The organism is bacterium (assembly GCA_014360495.1).
In the GTDB taxonomy this organism is placed as follows: domain Bacteria; phylum Armatimonadota; class JACIXR01; order JACIXR01; family JACIXR01; genus JACIXR01.
The window spans coordinates 32,099-49,305 of the sequence record JACIXR010000013.1 but is presented as its reverse complement, the minus strand read 5'-3'; the positions used below and the strand labels follow the sequence as shown (position 1 = coordinate 49,305).

Annotated in this window: 12 protein-coding genes; 1 reads left to right on the top strand and 11 read right to left on the bottom strand. The window is 44.6% G+C overall.

Going from position 1 to position 17,207, the window contains the following annotated elements:
• Nucleotides 1-104: 104 nt before the first annotated feature.
• The 5 genes from H5T88_10180 to H5T88_10160 all read right to left on the bottom strand — a co-directional run bounded on the left by H5T88_10180 (nucleotide 105) and on the right by H5T88_10160 (nucleotide 10,369).
• A complete protein-coding gene (locus tag H5T88_10180; GenBank protein MBC7330704.1) occupies nucleotides 105-947 on the bottom strand; it encodes a DUF1559 domain-containing protein in 843 nt (280 codons plus the stop codon).
• Between the two features lie 265 nt (nucleotides 948-1,212).
• A complete protein-coding gene (locus H5T88_10175) occupies nucleotides 1,213-4,158 on the bottom strand; it encodes a beta-galactosidase (GenBank protein MBC7330703.1) in 2,946 nt (981 codons plus the stop codon).
• Nucleotides 4,159-4,189: 31 nt separating this feature from the next.
• The gene (locus H5T88_10170) at nucleotides 4,190-5,176 is read right to left on the bottom strand and encodes a hypothetical protein (protein MBC7330702.1); all 987 of its coding nucleotides are present in this window, start codon (nucleotides 5,174-5,176) and stop codon (nucleotides 4,190-4,192) included.
• 2 nt (nucleotides 5,177-5,178) lie between these two features.
• The gene (locus H5T88_10165) at nucleotides 5,179-7,407 is read right to left on the bottom strand and encodes a hypothetical protein (protein ID MBC7330701.1); all 2,229 of its coding nucleotides are present in this window, start codon (nucleotides 7,405-7,407) and stop codon (nucleotides 5,179-5,181) included.
• Nucleotides 7,408-7,423: 16 nt separating this feature from the next.
• Nucleotides 7,424-10,369: an alpha-L-rhamnosidase N-terminal domain-containing protein gene (locus H5T88_10160; GenBank protein MBC7330700.1), complete on the bottom strand. Its 2,946-nt coding sequence runs from the start codon at nucleotides 10,367-10,369 to the stop codon at nucleotides 7,424-7,426.
• Between the two features lie 144 nt (nucleotides 10,370-10,513).
• Between H5T88_10160 and H5T88_10155 the strand changes: the two genes are divergently transcribed.
• Nucleotides 10,514-12,214 carry a hypothetical protein gene (locus H5T88_10155; protein MBC7330699.1) on the top strand — a complete coding sequence of 567 codons (1,701 nt, stop codon included), beginning with the start codon at nucleotides 10,514-10,516 and terminating at the stop codon, nucleotides 12,212-12,214.
• A gap of 21 nt (nucleotides 12,215-12,235) precedes the next feature.
• On the opposite strand, the gene H5T88_10150 is transcribed toward H5T88_10155, so the two are convergent.
• From H5T88_10150 to H5T88_10125, 6 genes are all read right to left on the bottom strand, one after another.
• Nucleotides 12,236-14,092 carry a hypothetical protein gene (locus tag H5T88_10150; GenBank protein ID MBC7330698.1) on the bottom strand — a complete coding sequence of 619 codons (1,857 nt, stop codon included), beginning with the start codon at nucleotides 14,090-14,092 and terminating at the stop codon, nucleotides 12,236-12,238.
• 179 nt (nucleotides 14,093-14,271) lie between these two features.
• A complete protein-coding gene (locus H5T88_10145; GenBank protein MBC7330697.1) occupies nucleotides 14,272-14,823 on the bottom strand; it encodes a DUF996 domain-containing protein in 552 nt (183 codons plus the stop codon).
• Nucleotides 14,820-15,374 (bottom strand): DUF996 domain-containing protein, encoded by a 555-nt coding sequence (locus tag H5T88_10140; GenBank protein ID MBC7330696.1) that lies wholly within the window; start codon nucleotides 15,372-15,374, stop codon nucleotides 14,820-14,822. Before H5T88_10140 ends, H5T88_10145 begins: the two co-directional genes overlap by 4 nt.
• Nucleotides 15,375-15,382: 8 nt before the next feature.
• Nucleotides 15,383-15,913, bottom strand: a complete 531-nt coding sequence (locus H5T88_10135) for a DUF996 domain-containing protein (GenBank protein MBC7330695.1) — start codon at nucleotides 15,911-15,913, stop codon at nucleotides 15,383-15,385.
• 5 nt (nucleotides 15,914-15,918) lie between these two features.
• Nucleotides 15,919-16,461, bottom strand: coding sequence for a DUF996 domain-containing protein (locus tag H5T88_10130; protein MBC7330694.1), 543 nt, complete (start codon nucleotides 16,459-16,461; stop codon nucleotides 15,919-15,921).
• A 258-nt stretch (nucleotides 16,462-16,719) separates the two neighbouring features.
• The gene (locus H5T88_10125; GenBank protein MBC7330693.1) at nucleotides 16,720-17,205 is read right to left on the bottom strand and encodes a DUF996 domain-containing protein; all 486 of its coding nucleotides are present in this window, start codon (nucleotides 17,203-17,205) and stop codon (nucleotides 16,720-16,722) included.
• Nucleotides 17,206-17,207: the final 2 nt, after the last annotated feature.

Genomic DNA, 17,207 nt, shown 5'->3' with positions numbered 1-17,207 from the left:
CGCGTTTTATTTATTGTGTGTCAACGAATTTTTAAAGAGAAGCCTTTTAGATGTATTTATGGGCGGGGATGCCGATGGCATCCCCGCCAATAAATTTGAACTATTTAAAATTGGTCGTCAAGCCACGACATAATTAAGGTGCCACCCCTGTGCTTTGCCCTTATTTGCCTAGCTGGTAACCACTTAGAGTGACCGTCCATAAACACAATATTTGCTCCACCTGTATGGCGAGTCACAGCATCTTCACTTTTTCCTACCGCCCGAAGAGCATCGTCAAAAGTTGCATAGAAAGGACCACAAGGTCCGTAGGGACAACCTTGTTGATAGTTTGCAAATACTATAGGAGCAATTACACCATCCTGCAGATAACCCGCCCACGCAAACATAGCTTTCGTGGAGTCAGCTAACATAATCGTGTTGGGCACATCCTTTAGCGCCGCTAATTTTCCGCCATAACCACTACCCGGTCCACCACCAGTGCAAGGATATGCTGTGTTTCCCAAAGCGCATTTCGCTGCCCCAAAAAGTCCCGTAGGAGCCCCATAACTTATGAAATTTCCCTCTGCGGGCATTCCGGGCAAAAGTTCAGTGCAATAGGGAGCACCTCCACAATTCCCTCCGGGATTAGTGAACATCGTCCAATTCGTCGTGCTGGATGGGCAATGGAGGATGGAAGCGTTTTTGCTATAGGGATAGATTTGCGCCCACCATTGGGGATGCTTAGGTCCAGCGCAAGCGGGAACAGCAAACGGCAGAACCTCGTCCCAATCCTGGACATACATCAGAATAGCCTGTCCCAACTGCTTAAGATTGGACAGGCAGGCGGACTTACGAGCCTGTTCCCTCGCCCTTGAGAACACAGGGAACAGGATAGCTGCTAGGATAGCGATTATCGCTATCACCACTAGCAGCTCTATCAAGGTGAACCCTCTACTTCTCTTTCTCATTGTTTTAACACCTCCTTTTTATTTTTACTTTCTTTTTGGACCCAAACCGGCTCTCTGGGGAAACCAGCGAGGGAGAAGCGGGACCGAACTCCTCCCTCCTTTATAAAACCCTCAAATCTAAACCACCTCCTTGTATTAAACTACTTTAATTATAAGATATTAAAAATCGCTGTCAATATTATTAAATTGTTTTAATAATAAGACGTATGTTAAAGTCGGTCAACTATATTTTCACTCAGCCAATATGTGTAGTTCTACAAAGTTTTTAATCTCCTTTTATTGAGATTTCGGCGCATCCTTGCAGTTCACCTTTCCAAGCCTTTACCTTAAGTCTCAACTCGCCCATATATTGCACATATTCCCCTTTTTGATAATCATAAATAAGGGGCAATTTCTTCCTATCAAACTCTATAAGGTAAACTCCTTTAGCAATCTCCTTCCAAGGAATCAGTGATCCAGGCAACGGGGAAATCTCTACGCAAAGATTGGCGTTGGAGATGGGCTCGCCATCCACATTCACGATTTTTATTATAATCCTCCCCTTACCTTCCCCCTCTTTATTAATGACAAGAAGATTCTTTAAGTGAAAAACTGATGCTAAGGCCTTGCTGTATCTATTTTCATTTAGAAATTCATCTGCCATCCGAAGAAAAGCTTTTCCGGCATCACTATCCATTCTTTTTACATTGACATTCTTCAACAATTTCTCTACATCTACCTCGCTTGTCATTCGCTCAAGAAAAACGAAAGCTGTTCCGTAGGGAGATAGAGAGACCTTAACTTCTGCCTTCTCTCCTTTTACCTTGCCTATTTCCCTATCAATAATCGGCTCCTTAATCAAGTATATACCTTTCCTATCAGGAATTAAGTTCTCGTCAATCTTTAAGAATATGTCAAATTTTTTGTCTGTTATGTTTACAAGCACAACCCCCATATTTACACCATCCGACAGCAAGAAGCTTTCAACCCCTCTCCTTGTTTCCTCCCTCTCTTTATATTTCATGACAACTCTCCTCAAAACCCCCTTAACGGGCTTGTCATCCACAAAGGCACCCGCCTCAGATTCCGCATCCATCTTCAAGCTCCACCAACCTATCGTCGCGGGCGGCAAAGGCTGTAACGGAGATATCCTGAGGTATAACTTAGCCCCTTTACGCACCCTCTTATTCAATACGATTTCTATCCAGCCGTTATCCTTTATCTCCTCTGGAGCAACGGTTCTCTCCCCTATCTTCTCCCCATTTGGACCCGAGAGGAAAACCTCCATCCTCAAGCCATATCCTTCAACTTTCTTCCAATAAGTTGGAGTGGAAATGCTTAAGGATTGTATGAAATCTGAAGGCGCGGTTATCAATTGTCCAAGGGAGCTATGTCCGGCAAAATCCTCCGCCAAATCCTGCTTCTCGCCCGTAGTGTCCAAAATCTTCGCCCTCTCAATTGAAGCGGGGAATCCTTTGAGAATCTTTACCGGCTGAAATCCCCTCTCATTCTTGAACAAACTCTCTAATAAATCGGCAACCGCGGAAGAGTAACCTCCTTCTACCCTTATTACCTCCCCCGCTCCATAATGGAAGGAATAACAATTCAAATTTTTGAATTTTTCCTTCTTTGCATTCCCTTTCAAAAAGCTTGGGACCCGTGCTCTTTCCAGCTTTTCGTCAAATTGGTTGAACTCGCCTATTATGACGAAAATTCCACCAGCTTTCACGAACTCCTCAATCCTCTTTAGGACTTCGCCATTTATGATTTCGTTATCCAAGGATATCAAAATCTTGGTTTCTGGTCTTTTGAGTTCTCCTTTCAAGATTTGCCAATCCATTATATACCTTTTTGGAATCTGCCTTTCCAGGAAATCCCTATGAAGGGCATCCCAAGAGCCTTTCCAACCATCCATAAGCCAAACTGGTTGTGATATGAAAATCCTCGTCGCAGGAGCTACTGGCCACATCAAGTCAAGATAAGGGGCTAATTTCCTCAATTCTCCAAATACTCTCCTTGCCTCCTTTTGCCCCTCGGTTCCCTTAATCCCCCAGTTTATTAAGTATCCTTCAGGCCAAGTCCAAGCGACGAGACCAACACCCCAAACACCCAAGCCCAAACATTCATATATCTGCCTGCGAATCATATAGCCTGGCCAGGGGCGAGGGAAATAGGCAAGTTGTGAGCTGAAAACCGGCTTACCAAACGATGTCATCATCTCAAAATATTTCGTATTGTGGTCCTCTCTCGGTGGGCGAACGATTGGATTAGCTATCAATCCATCCCCTATCATAGCGTATATGAAAGGAGCACATCCCGAGATTTTCAACTCGTCATCTCTTAAGCCCATATCGTGAAGCCAATTGAAAGCAAATCTCTCCCTATCGCTTTTCTTATAGGTTTCGTAAAGATAGCGCAGATATTCCCCTATAGCGATAATCCGAAAGCTATGCCAATCCAAATTAGCCCTATCAAGGAGGAATTTCCTCGGAGGCAAAACCTCTTCAAAATCTTTATATTTCGTTCCCCAGACCCTGTTCAATTTGTCAATTTCCCCATATTTAAACTTGAGGTATCGTCTAAAATGGTGTAAAGCGAACTTGGATTGGTCAAAACCTCTCTCAGCTGGGACGGGAGGATAGAGGGTTTCCCCATCAATGCCCCAAAGGATTATATTGGGGTTGCTGTGAAACGATTTTATAACTATCTCCGCAAACTTTTTCCTCAAATCATTTAGGATTGGATGTTCAATATTCGTCCAGAACTGCTTTTTTTCGGGAGGGATATTTATCTCGTAAAGCAAGGGCTCGGGATTTCCATCTGCGTCCAGAGCGTAAATCTCTGGATAGAGCTTGCGGAACCACTCGGGATACTCGTGGAAATTCGTGCAAGTGATTATGCCAACGAGATTTCTCAACCCGAGCCTGGAACATCTTTGAAGAAACTCTTCAAATGCCTTGAATCTTAGATTATCTGTATCTATTTTCGCCTTCAAGGGAGTATCAGCATCAGGGAGGAGGAATCCCCCAAGCCAACCGAAATCCACAACTAATAGATTGGCGTTATCCGAAAGCATCTCCTGTAGGGTTTGCTCATCCTCCCAACCAGTTCCTACATAACCAAAATATTCCAAAGGTCTTTTCAGTAGGACTTGATATTTTATGTCTAATGTACTATGGATATATGAAAACCCACCTGGGTCTTTTCCTTCGCAGTTTCCGAAGGTTAACATTAGCATCCCAAGTAAAAGGAAAATCAAAATTTTACACGCTCCTTTCTTCATATTTACAGGATTTTATCGCCTCTATCATCGCATCTAAATTCTCCAAAGGGCAATAACTGGGGATATCGTGGGTGGAGAATATGAGCTTCCCCTCCTTTCCAAGCGTCTCAAATACATCGTATACATGTTTCTTAACATCCTCAACAGTCCCATTTGGGATTATGTTTGAGTTATCCAAGCCACCGTAAACTATCAATTTACCTCCTTCAATCTCCCTAAACCTTCTGGGATTGTTGAAGCGATATTCAAGAGGATTTATCCCATCAAATCCATACTCCAAGAACAAATCCACTATTTCCATTACCCTGCCATCCGTATGATAAAAAACCTTCTTCCCCATCCTATGAGCAAGCTCAACCATCTCCACAATGTAATCAAAGTGAAATTCCCTCAAATGCTTCGGCGAAACCAATGGTCCGTCCCTTCCACATATATCATGCGCGATATAAAGGACATCAATGTCAAGCTCGCAAATCCTTTTTGTGAGCTCTAAAAGAATAGGCTGATATCTCTTGAGGATTTTATGAATCACATCGGGGTGGTCATAAAGGTCAATATAGAGATTTTGAGGAAGACGAAGGGGTTCCAAAAGGGCTAATCCCGCCCCCACGAGAGGGAAAATAGCCTTGTCTGGATATCTTTTCCTCTTCTCAATTATATCGGAATAAACGGCTGGGTCGGATGGGTCGGGCAAGGACAAGTCTAAAGCCTTATGAAGTGAATCAATCATAGGCTCTAACTGCCAAACCGTTTTTCCATCAAAATATGTCTTTGCGGATAAACCGGGATACCAATTGATAATGGGAAAAGCCTCTATCACATCCGCATCATAATGAGTGATACGGAAATCGGCACCCCATTTCTCATCAAGTTCCGCCATCTTATCCCTGTCCATCCAGAAATTGAAGGGCGGACGGTCAGGCAGTTTCCCCTGCAAAACAAGTTGAACCCTTTCCCTTGAGGTCATTGCTATTTTGAGGTAATTTTGACAAAAGTGTAAACCCCGGGTTCGTTTATTATAAATCGTGAACCCTTTTGCCCACCAGGGGAAAGCCTCCACTCTCCCTCAAGGGCGACCTTAATCCCCTTCAACGGTCTCTCCTTTAGATGAATCGCTATCCTCTCCTCGCTCGCCTTCACATCCAGCCTCACTCCATTATAGAGCAAATTGCTTATTCCCATCTCTGGACAGGCTTTAGGCAAGCTAGGATTTATTTGAAGCTCGTCTCCCTGGGGATTTATCCCCAGAAATCCATATACTACTATTGAAGGCAAAAGACTACTCTCATAGAATTCAAAATCTATCCCTATTCCGCCACAAGTCCCTCCTCCCTGCAGAGTCGTTCCCCTCTTCCCATCCTTGTAGTATTCCCTATATCCTCCTTCACTCCATACTTCTTTCTCCCAATCCAATATCTCGCAGAGCCTCTGCCAAGCGTTATCGGGTCCCAAAATCTTCAATCTCCCCCATAAATCATAGAATGTGAATCCCAAAACCCCTCCTCCATCCTGCACCTGATAACCAAAGGGTAGAGATTCAGGAGCCCACCAAGGGAATACATACCACTCTATATTTCGCTTTGTGGAAGCCCTTGGTCCGAACCGCCATCTATAAATATCCTTCCCCGTTGATGTGTCCCCTTCTATTATCCTTTTGCCATCAAGCCAATCCATTATCTCCTTAGCATGCTCTTCCGTCGCTATGCCATACCATATAGCGTTCAAGTTGAGGAATGTGTAGCCGTAATCGTGGGGAATCCCGTCCTCGTCTATGCAAGCGACGAATCTCCCCTTTTCCTTATCCCAGAATTTCTCGTTCGCAACCCTCTTCACCTCCTCAGCGTGTCTGCGAAGCTCCTCGGGGTCAAAGGAAAAGCCTCCTTGAGGAATATCCCACTCAGGATGATTCCTTATAACTTCCTCAACCTGAGCCATAGTCATGAGAGCACCATAATATTCAGCTGTAGCGAACATATCATAACCTCCAAAGGGAAGGATATCCCAATAATTGCTCCCTATCCCCTCCCCGGGTCGGAATACCTTCTTTCCATCCGGAGTCAGATACCATCCAGAGCGTCCCGTATGACCCCACCAGGGATTACGTATACATTTGTATTTCAATCCACCAAGCTCTGTTTGCATATAGCGAAGGGCAAGCCTCATCCTGTTGATGTTTTGCCTCAGGAAGGCTATATCTCCTGTCCAGCGGAAATAGTTCCAACAAGCGAATATGAAGTTGGGATTGTTGGAGGTATGGCGGGTATCATAAACAGTGAAGAAGGAATCTATATAAAACTCCCCTTCTGACTCGCCGGGAGCGAGCACTATCTTTATCCTCTTGATTTTCCCTCGCCATTTCGGATGCTTGAACATCGGAACTATGCTGTGATTCACTCCCGTAATAGAGGACCAATGGGAGTCTTCGTTTTGGATGTAGACTCTCCTATCCTCGCCGAAGTCCTCATCCTCTTCCCTCATCCATTCAATATAGGGCAAGTTGTTTGTCTTGCGTGGCGTGTGCTTCCAGCGAAGCTGGAGGAAGGGGGAACAATAAGCGTCAATCACTACGCCCTTGGGAGTTATTATGGCAGGTGAAGCACCCGTGGCTACGAGACGCCATTTCCCATCCACTATCCCCTCCGAGCGTGCGTTCTCCACCTCCCATGATTCAATCGCTGTCTTCCCATACCATCTTTTATCCTTCGTTGCCCTCAACCAATCCCAAACCCAACCGAATCCATCCTCTTGGAAGTGCCATCCTGCAGTGTATCCATCTATTCGGGGCATAGTCTGCGTCCAGTGAGGGAAAGGCCAGCCGTAATCGTGGGCGTGGGAGAAATGCTGATGGGAATGAACATAGCCCTCCTCATCAATCCTTATAGAATTTATATCTTCCCTATGAACTTCCTGTATGGGTTTTCCCCTTTTCTTATCAATGGCATCGGAGAGCCACATATCTGCTATCGTTAAATATTCCTTATTGAACAGAACGGGATTATTGCCCATACGGGTTGAGAAATGATACCAGAGATACCTACTCAGCCATTGGGCGTTTTCCTCGTTATCCTTGAAATAGAAGCGAGAGAAATGTTTGGGAACATTATCCATAAGGTCCTTGAAGGGAGGGAAAAGCAGATTCTCATCAAACATCGCGAATCCAAAGACCGTGAGACACAAGAGAGGAAATAACATCTTCATAATCAATCACTCTCCTTTACTTTTTCTTTATAATATCTCCCCAGCCAGAGGGAGGCATTCCTAACTCCTCAGCCGATTCCCATTCACCTTCCTTCGCCCTTCCCACTTTCCAGCTCTTGTCCGTTATTACCCAAACCGTCTTCCCCGATTTCAATACAACCTCCATCTCCATAAGGAGCCCTCCCGGTCCCTCACCGTTATGCACCTCAACCTCTATTATATTCTCTCCCTTCTTTAGAAGTTTCCCAACATCATATCGCTCCGCCTCCTCCCATCTCCCTTCGCTCCCCACAAACTTTCCATTTAGATAAAGATTATAAGCATCGTCAGCCGTTATCCAAACTCGCGCGGATTTCACCTCCTCCGATATCTTAAACTCCTTGCGGAAATAAAATGTTACATTCTGCTCCCGCTTGCTATTAGCCTCAGGATACCATATCCAATAGGCTCGCCAATCAGAGGGAGGAGGGAAAGAGGGAAACTTCAATCCTCTGGGCAATTCCTTAAGATAGTAAAAGCCTCCCTCCTCTATCTTCTCCTTTATGTGGAATTCATATCCCTTTTTCTTGCAGGTGATCTCAACGCTCGTGGGAGTGACCTTTATATCCAAGGGAAGCCCACGATATATTAAATTCTTTACCTCTGCATAGGATAAATGGGAAGGGAGATTGGGTTGAATGCGTAATCCCTCAATATCAGCATCTATCCCCATTATCCCATACAGGAAGAAGCAGGGAACAAGTCCACTTTCCGGGAAGGGGATGTCAGTGCCAACTTGCCAGCCGTTGTTTTCACCATAGTAAAGGGGAGGACCACCACAGAGCTTATCCGGCTTCTGATACCTATCCAAAATCTCAAGCAACCTCTTGAAAGCGTTATCCGCTCCCAGATATTTAGCCCTTGCCATTAGGTCAAAGAAGGAGGTATAGAGGATTGCCCCACCGTTTTCTAAATGAGTATCAAATTTCTGGGAAGGAATTTCCCCTTTCCCTTCTAAATACCACCATCCACTGCAATCTATTGTGTTTGCCCTTGGAGCAAACTTGTATTTGTATGTGTCTGAGGGGTCGGTCTCCATCCAATGGAAAATCCGCCTCGCCTTCTCCTCGTCCCCCAATCCGTAAGTCAAGGCTTCCAAATTCACATAAGTGAAACCATAATCGTGCTTAGCTCCCGTGATATCCACACATCCTATATATCTTCCCGCCTCATCGTTCCAAAATGTCTCGTTATAATTCCTCTTAACCACCTTGGCTAACTCTCTGTAATATTCAGGCGGATGAGCGGGAACATCGCTTTCTACTTGTATGTTCTCCTTTCTGACAACCTCCTCAAGCTGAGCCATAGCCTCCAAAGAAGCGTAGAAATAAATATTCTCATAAGCGGATTTGTAGCCGAAGGGGATGTCATCCCAGTAATTGGAGTGAACCCCCTTTGTTGTGCCATCGTGGTCAGGACTGTTATCAATAAAGAGCCCCTCCTTCCCCTTACAATATTCCAGTTGCCACTCCATCGCCTTTCTAATCCTCCCCATATTCTGGCGGAGGAAATCTATGTCCTTCGTCCAAGCATAGTATCGCCAGCAGGCAAGGATATAATTTGAGTTAGTGGTGAAATGACGAGAATCATAGGGAGGACAAGGTGGGAAAGGCCAACAGCGCTGATATCCCCAAGTCCAAACATATCCATCTGGGTCCATCTTGTAGGTGAGAAGGTGATTCCTTTGGGCGGAGAGATAGCGAGGTATGTCCATCCAATTGTAAACCCGAGAAAGCCATTCCATCCAATCTGGATTATTGGGTCCGGGTGGCCAACTTAAAGCCCTTTCCCAGAGGAATTGATTTATAACCTCATCAAACTTTTTATCGGAAGAGGCAAATCGTGGGAAGAAATCGGGAACATCTCCTTTGCCATCCCTAACCTCAACTATCACGGGAGATTTGGGGAAATGGAGAGTCATCTCGTGGGCGTCCATCGTGAATCTTACTATCCCATAGGGTTTTTTGAAGAGGATACGGAAATCCTTCTGCCCCTTCGCCTCCATCCATTCGTCCGCATTCATCCCGAAATCAAGGGAAAACCTTCTCTTCAGCTGGTGAACGGGAATGTACTGCGCCCTATCGGATATGAAAGCGATAAAGGGACTGGCGGAGACATCATAACTATCTCGCTCCCAGGGAGCAACGAATTTAAAGCCTATGGAAACATTCTCCAAAGGTTGAAGGGTAAGTATGTTCTTATCAAGCCATATCTTTACATCCGTTCTCTTAACATCCGCATATGTCAAGCGAATGAACCTATCGCCGCTCACCTTCTCTCCATCAATATAAGCTGAGCCCTGAGGGTAAATATCGTCTTTTCTCCCCCACCAACCAATCCTTCCTTTAGGCTGAGACATCTCAAGATAATAGCGTCCTTTGGGTTGGGGTGGGAAAAAGAGGGTTTGATAGGAATTATCCGGTATATTTGTGAACCTTTTACGGGCGATTATCTCTCCCTGCGGTCCGTCTCTTCTCAAAGTTAATGTCATATCTGCTGATTTCGTTCTATAGGTTGGGCAAGGCACGCTGACTGCGACAAAGCCATCCATGTCAGCAACGAAATCTTGCCCAAGAGTGTGTCCTTCTATAAGCTGAACAGGGTCATTCCACTCCTTGTTTATTCCAATCCCACCTTCTGCCTTCTTAACGAAAATAGGAACATTTTTCAACACTATCCCTTCCTTCGTCTTCTGCCATTCAATATTCTCGGAAAGCTCCGCAGGGTTTATTTCCCCAAGATAAATCCTCTTCGCAAGGACGATGGAATAATTTCCCTTTCCTTTAGGGTCTATCTTCAGCTCCTCAATATCTCCGTTTTTCCCTTTTAAAGAGAAATATCCGTTTGAGAGGGTATAACCCCCCCAATCAGGGGAGGCGAGCAAGAGAAGAGCACAAAAGACGAGGCAAATCACCTTCTCCATATTAATCACCTCAAATTTTTTAAACCGCTTTAGAATTTGTGTCAAGAAATTTTTTTAATTGAAAAGATAGGAAGTTTCCAATTTCCAAAATAGCCAAATATTTGTTATAATGTTTTTAACCCACGGTCAAGGAGGTTTTTAAAATTGCGAAAGATTATATGCCTGATTTTGTCTTGCCTCTTTGCTTTATCCCTCGCAGAGGGTGGAGAAGTGAAGAGAATACAGGAGGAAAAAGTGATAGCTACTATTCAACCAGCGGAGATATTGAGGTGGAAACTTGATACTTTCACGATAAGCCCCGATGGTAAGCATTTCGCCGTGATTGGAAGCGGACCTAATAAGCAATTCGTGAATTACGACGGAAAAAGAGGAGAAGCATATGACAGCGTCAGCCAACCAATCTTCAGCCCCAATTCATCTCGTCTATTCTATATCGCCCGGATAGGAGAGAAGAACTTTCTTGTAGTAGACGGTGAGGAAGGTAAGAAATATGATTCTGTCATCAACTTGACTCTCAGTCCAGATGGAGAACATTACGCTTATGTAGCCCAATTGGGAGATAAGATGGTGGTTGTTATAGATGGTGAAGAAGGTAAAAGATACGATGACATAACAAAAGGGAGCCTAATTTTCAGCCCTGACAGCAAGCATTATTCCTATATAGCCGGCGCGGAAGGAAAGAGATTTGTTGTCCTGGATGGAAAGGAAGGCAAGCTGTACGATAGTATAAAGAAAGGGAGTCTTTTATTCAGCCCCAATGGCAAGCGCTTTGCCTATATCGCTAAAGCAGACGGCAAATGGAGGTGTGTAATTGACGGAAATGAAGAGGAGGAATTTGATGAAATTTCCGAATTAGCTTTCAGTCCAAATAGTGAGCATATAGCTTATGTTGGTCGGAAAGAAGGGAAAGCCTTCTTGGTATTAGATGGACAGAAGAGCAGGAGTTATGATGCAATTTCAGCCGTAAAGTTTAGTGGCAATGGAAAACACATAGCGTTCTTGGCTAAATACGGGGACAAGCAAATGGTGGTATTGGATGGAAAAGAAGGAAAAGCGTACGACCTAATTTGGAAGGAACACTTCGCATTAAGTCCGGATGGTGAACATCTCGTCTATTCAGCAAAGAGAGGCGATGAGAGGTATATTGTTGTGGATGGGAAGGAGATTGGACCATATGAAGCAGTGGGTTTGCCCCTTTTCAGCCCTGATGGAAGTCGTATTGCTTATCTCATCCAAAAAGGGGATAAGTTCGCTTATGTTGTGGATGGGAAAGAGGAAAAATTGTATGAAGCGGTAGGCAAAAGCTATTTCACGCCGTCTGGCAAACATTTCATCTATAGCGTAAAGCTTGGAAACAAATGCACTTATGTGATTGACGGCAAAGAAGGGAAACAATACGATGGACTCTCCTATCCTGTATTCAGCCCTAAAGGGGAAAGGATAGCCTATATAGGATGGATAGGAGACAAGCTCTTCCTAATCGTGGATGGCAATGAATGGGCTCAATACGATAAGGCCTCCATAAATTCACAACAGCTTACCTTCACGCCAGACGGTAAACACATAATCTATCCCCTTGAGAGCAAATTCTTCTTTTTCAATATCAGCGATTTAATCATCTACGTGGATAAAATAAAGGGGAAGCAATACACTATTTATATGACAAGAGGAAAAGATAAAAACATCGTGAGAACAAGCCAGCTGGTCATAGATTCTCCAAAGGAATTTCACTATTTGGCTTGTTCCCTAAGCAATTCCAAGGCTATGCAAAACATGTATGGGGAATACATATCAGTTGGGCAGCCTACGACTTTTTATCTCGTGACCGAAAGGCTATCTGAATAAAGGCCTCTCTGCTGGATTAACCTACCAACCGCTATATATAGCCCAGCCTATCCAGCCGTGCTCTCCCGGCTTCAATCTATAGTCCCTCACATCATTCCCCCTCTTCTCCCTCACTTTAACTGGATAGGTATTGCCAAACGATATTTCCCTTACACCCATAATACACATCTTCGCGTTATCAATATCAAACATCGGGCGGGTGTCATCCTCTGCTATCCCCGGACCGTAAATATAAACGCCGAAAATCTCGGTTTTTCCTCCGTTTGCCGTCCGCACCCTAATTCCCCTTCCCTCAAATTTCATCCCCAAAACCCAGAGGTTTCCTCCCTCATTCCTCACCAAACCCAAATCGCTATCTCCCTCGGGATTGAGTTGCCTAGCCCAGAGATTTTGCCCCTTGCCTAAAAGCTCTATATGGGAAGGGCAGTTCGTAACGAAGATATCACCCTTGCCATTTCCCACAACCTTCAAATCACAGCTCTCTAAATAGAGGACGCAATTTTTGGAGCGATTCTCAACAATTGGGGGACGCCCACCGAAAGCCTGAATGTTCTCAAATTTCACTATCGGAGCGCTCCCATCATCTATAACGAACTTCCCGCCCTCGCCAGCGACAATCCTCCCAAAGCCCAACCCGATGATATGTCTAACGCTGCCGTGAATTCTCACTTCCCTATTCAAAGTATACCAATTTGGGTCCGGTCCGCCTATCCCGCGGAGGTAGACAACCGTCTTACCTTGAGAGGCGGCGAAATCTATCGCCTTCTGAATCGCCTCCGTATCGTCCTTGTTATCTCCCGGAATGGCGCCGAAATCATTGGCGCAAACCCACTTCCTAAAATCCTTTTCCCAAAGGAATTCAGGCTCTTTCTTAATGGGAAGCCTCATAGTTTTTGCTGGCGCCTCCTCAAAGAGCTTCCTCACTTCGTGGGAAATATATTCGGAGATATTAGGTCCCTCAATATCCCCTCCCGGAGTAGAGCTCTTCAGCGCCATCTTATACCCCTTCGTCTTAATATCCCTTAAATAAAGAACACTACGATTCACAATCGCGGGTCCTTGATGATTATTCGCCTTAAGCTCCCCTCCCACTATCGCCATAACTCCTCCCCACCAATACCAATCATGTGGAATGTCATTTATTACTGCGACCGGCGTGTCCTCCACTCTCAAATCCTCAACCCCAACCGCGCTACATCTCACCTCCAGTCCAACCTCCTTGCACTTCTTAATGCTTATCCTTGAGAGAGTGTTTCCCCATATCGCCGGTCCTTCAATCAAGATTCCCTTATTAAATCCCTCTATCTCCGTATCCTGAACGAGATTGGGACCGTTAAGCTCCATAAAGCCCATATTTATCCCAATCCTCCCATTCCCTTTTATCCTCACATTCTTGATTTCCCCCGAGTTATTGGAGAAGAAACGAATTCCGTCTGTTTCAGGGTTATTTCCTACATCTATGGTTAAATTGCGAATCGTCCTCATAAACCAATCCGCCGAGCCGGGGTCCTTCTTCCGAGGGTGAGTGCGAATAACCGCCTCTATATTCAGCCCATCATCCAATTTTATTATCACTCCATCCCTTGATTCCCCGTAAATCCATGGACCTATTCCTGATTTCACTATGAGGGTTTTTGTAACTCTATAAACCCCCTTGGGAATGTAAAGGATTTTTGTTTTGTTCGTGCCGAGACCACAGCTTATATCAATTCCTTTTTGAAGAGCTTCCGTATCGTCGTGAATTCCGTCGCCCTTTGCCCCCAAATCCCTCTTAACATCAACCACCGTTTCGGGGTCGTTGGGGAATATTATGTTCTCCCCTCTCAAGGGCAATATCGCGATGATAAGGAAGGGCAAAATCACAAAAGTCGCTTTCATAATAACTCTACCTCCTTCTATAAAACCAATTTCATCATTGCGATGTATAAGCGTTTATGTCAATATGGAGGAAGGTATCTCGGTTTTACCTATAAAAACGAGGGAAGGCACCTGACTGCTAAGGCAGTAAGGCTCACAATTACAAGTGTAATTTATAAGTTCGCAATTGGTTGTGAACACTAATTCCCCTCAGTGACCGCACCACCTTCTTCAATCTCCAATTTATCGGGAAGGGTGAAGAAGGCGACAATGGAGTATATCTCGCCGATGAAAATCAAAACGCTTCCCACTAAGATTATTAAGAGAATGGCACCGATTAAGAAAAGCTTTCCCGCCGACGAGAACAAGCTCTCACCGCTGACCTGCGCCAATGCCTCAAAGCTCCTTCTCGCATAGGAGGCTGATATAGTGCCGACAATCCAAGCCAAGAAGAAAATAATGAGAAAGAAGATGGCTATTGCCGGCTGCTCGGGAGGCTGTGTACCAGAGACTGAATGGATTAAAAGAAATAAAAGCCAGAATAGGAACACCGCAAACATATAAGCTAAGGCAATGGCTGTAGCGACAAGGAAATCCCGGAAGATGGTCTCCCTTTTCGTTTCCTCAGTGAATTTCTTGAGCGCTATGAGGATGAGAACCAAACCAACCAAGGGGAAGAACAAGAGGAAAATAGAGCCAATGCCTCCTAAAAGCTTTATATCCCTTAGGTCTATCTCCCTTTTCGCTTTCATTCTAAAACGACCTCCTCTCCTTGTTCTTTTCCATATTCTAATTTATCGGGCAAAAGGAAAAATGCGATAGCTTGATAGATTTGACCGATTGAGTAGATAGGGAAACCCACCAATATGATGCTCAGAAGCGACCCCAAAAACAAAAGCTCTCCCGCCCTGGAAAAGAATTCATCTCCGGTTATCTCCTTCAAGGAAAAGAGGCACCTTCTGAGAAAGTAGGAAGAAGCGATTAGGAGACCACAACCCAGCAAAAAGGAAATAATATAAGGGATTAAAACGAACTTTTCTTCCGGGTAAGAGCGAATGAAACTGATGGGAAATCTCCACCAAACTAATATGAAAACGAATCCGCTTGCTATAGCTAATATCATCGCCTCTCTTATAGCCCGATATATCTCGCTTCTCTCAAATTGGAGGGAAAACCTTTTCAGTGCAAGTAAAAGGAGAACCCAACCAGCTATTGCAACAGGGGAAGGGGTTAGCCAAAAAAGGGAAAATAAAGTCCCCACGCCAGCCATCAGCTTTTCACTTTTTATATCAATCTCCCTCATTTCCAACCCTATGCCACCTTCAGCTCCAACTTATCTGGGAGGGAGAAGAAAGCGACGATGAGATAAATCCAACCGATGAATAAGATGATTAGCCCTACGAAGGCTATCGTGAGAATGGCGCCGATGAATATGAGCAGACCAGCGGTATTAAACATCTTTTCTCCCGTTATCTTTGCCAAAGCTTCAAGACTTCTGCTGGCATAAATTGCGAAGAAAATCCCCCCTATCCAGGCTAAGACCCAGACGAAGAGGAAAGGAAGAGAGAATACTAAATCCTCTAGGAATTTAGGAGGAACGTGTGCGAATGCCAAGAAAAAAGCCATCCATCCGATATATAAGGTGAAAAGAAAGACCAAGGAGATAATAGTTGCAACGAAGAAGTCCCTGAAAATCTTCTCGTTACCAGTGGCATTGGCAAGCTTCTTGAGGGCTACAAGGAGCAAAACCAAACCCACAAAGGGCAGAGCGAGCATGGATACTGAACCAATCCCTCCGAGAAGCTTTATCTCCCTTAAATCTATCTCTTTTTTCTCCAGCATTTTATTCAACCTCCCTCTGATGTTTTTGAAATCGCCAATGAATCGGGGAGGGAGAAGAAGGCAAGCGTCTCATAAATCTGCCCCATGAAGAAGATTATTATGCCCACGAGAAAAATGCTCAAAATCGTCCCCAAAAGGATATAATCGCCCGCTATGCGGAAGTAGTCCTCTCCCGACGCAGAGGACAAAGCATAAAAGCTCCTCTTCAGGAAGTAGGCTGATAGGGATAAACCAATCCAGATTATCAAAAATGGTAAGGCTATTATAAGCCAGTAGGGGAAATTCGTGTCAACGAGGATAGCCATAAGAAAGGGAACGACTAAAGTGGCAAATAGAGCGAGAAGCAAAACGGCGAAAGAGATGACTAGGGCGAGGAGGAAATCATTGGCGATTCTCTTCTCACCAAATGCTTCCGAGAACCTCTTTAGGGCTATGTAAAGGATTATTATGCCCGCTAAGCTTATATATGGATTCGCCAATAGAGAGAGGGCACCGGCAATACCCAAAGCCTTAGCGTTTTTAATATCAACGATTTCCCTCTCTATCATGCATATCCCCCCTACCCTCTGAGGTGAAGTCCATCCGAAAGGGAGAAAAAGGAGATGATAGAAAGGCTAAGAATAAGAAGATACCGGATTCTAAAGTTGATAAGGAAATCATAAAAAGAGCAAGGATAATGGATAGAGAGGAGATGAGGGTGCACATTAGGAAATCCCGGGAGGTGTCCTTTCTTTTTATATCATCGCTTAATTGCTTAACGGGGATGAATACCAATTTTTACCTCCTACATATCCTCTTTCCCTATCTCACATTGAGAGGTAGACACCTCCAATATATCGGGCAAAGAGAAAAAGGCAACAACCCCAATTATTCTTCCAATCAAGAGAACCAACCCCCCTATGAAAAAAAACTATCATCAATATGGCACCGTAGAAGATGAGGGTAGCAGATGTCTCAAACGTACCTACACCTGTCGCCTCTGCAGTTATGTTGAAGCTCATACGCAAGAAATATGCCCCAATCATAATAACTACCCAAGAGAGAAGAAAGGCAAGCAAAGCGGCACCAAGATGAATGGTCTTGAAACCCTTGCTGATAGAGCCGAGAAGCGTAATTCCTCCCAGCAGGAAAAAAAGGACATCCCCTATTGCCATAAAGATAACCGAGACGAGGAAATCCTTGAAAATCCTCGGCTTGCCCGTTTCATCCGATATCCTCTTGAGAGCTAAGAGCACAAGGACAAGCCCAGCAAGGGGCAACAACCAGCCAAGATAAGGTATAAAACCTCCCACTA

Coding starts and splice junctions, on each gene's coding strand:
- H5T88_10145 (MBC7330697.1), bottom strand. CDS start 14,823: ATGAAAGCGAAAAGGGAGATAGACCTAAGGGATATAAAGCTTTTAGGA.
- H5T88_10130 (MBC7330694.1), bottom strand. CDS start 16,461: ATGATAGAGAGGGAAATCGTTGATATTAAAAACGCTAAGGCTTTGGGT.
- H5T88_10150 (MBC7330698.1), bottom strand. CDS start 14,092: ATGAAAGCGACTTTTGTGATTTTGCCCTTCCTTATCATCGCGATATTG.
- H5T88_10140 (MBC7330696.1), bottom strand. CDS start 15,374: ATGAGGGAGATTGATATAAAAAGTGAAAAGCTGATGGCTGGCGTGGGG.
- H5T88_10180 (MBC7330704.1), bottom strand. CDS start 947: ATGAGAAAGAGAAGTAGAGGGTTCACCTTGATAGAGCTGCTAGTGGTG.
- H5T88_10135 (MBC7330695.1), bottom strand. CDS start 15,913: ATGCTGGAGAAAAAAGAGATAGATTTAAGGGAGATAAAGCTTCTCGGA.
- H5T88_10170 (MBC7330702.1), bottom strand. CDS start 5,176: ATGACCTCAAGGGAAAGGGTTCAACTTGTTTTGCAGGGGAAACTGCCT.
- H5T88_10175 (MBC7330703.1), bottom strand. CDS start 4,158: ATGTTAACCTTCGGAAACTGCGAAGGAAAAGACCCAGGTGGGTTTTCA.
- H5T88_10160 (MBC7330700.1), bottom strand. CDS start 10,369: ATGGAGAAGGTGATTTGCCTCGTCTTTTGTGCTCTTCTCTTGCTCGCC.
- H5T88_10165 (MBC7330701.1), bottom strand. CDS start 7,407: ATGAAGATGTTATTTCCTCTCTTGTGTCTCACGGTCTTTGGATTCGCG.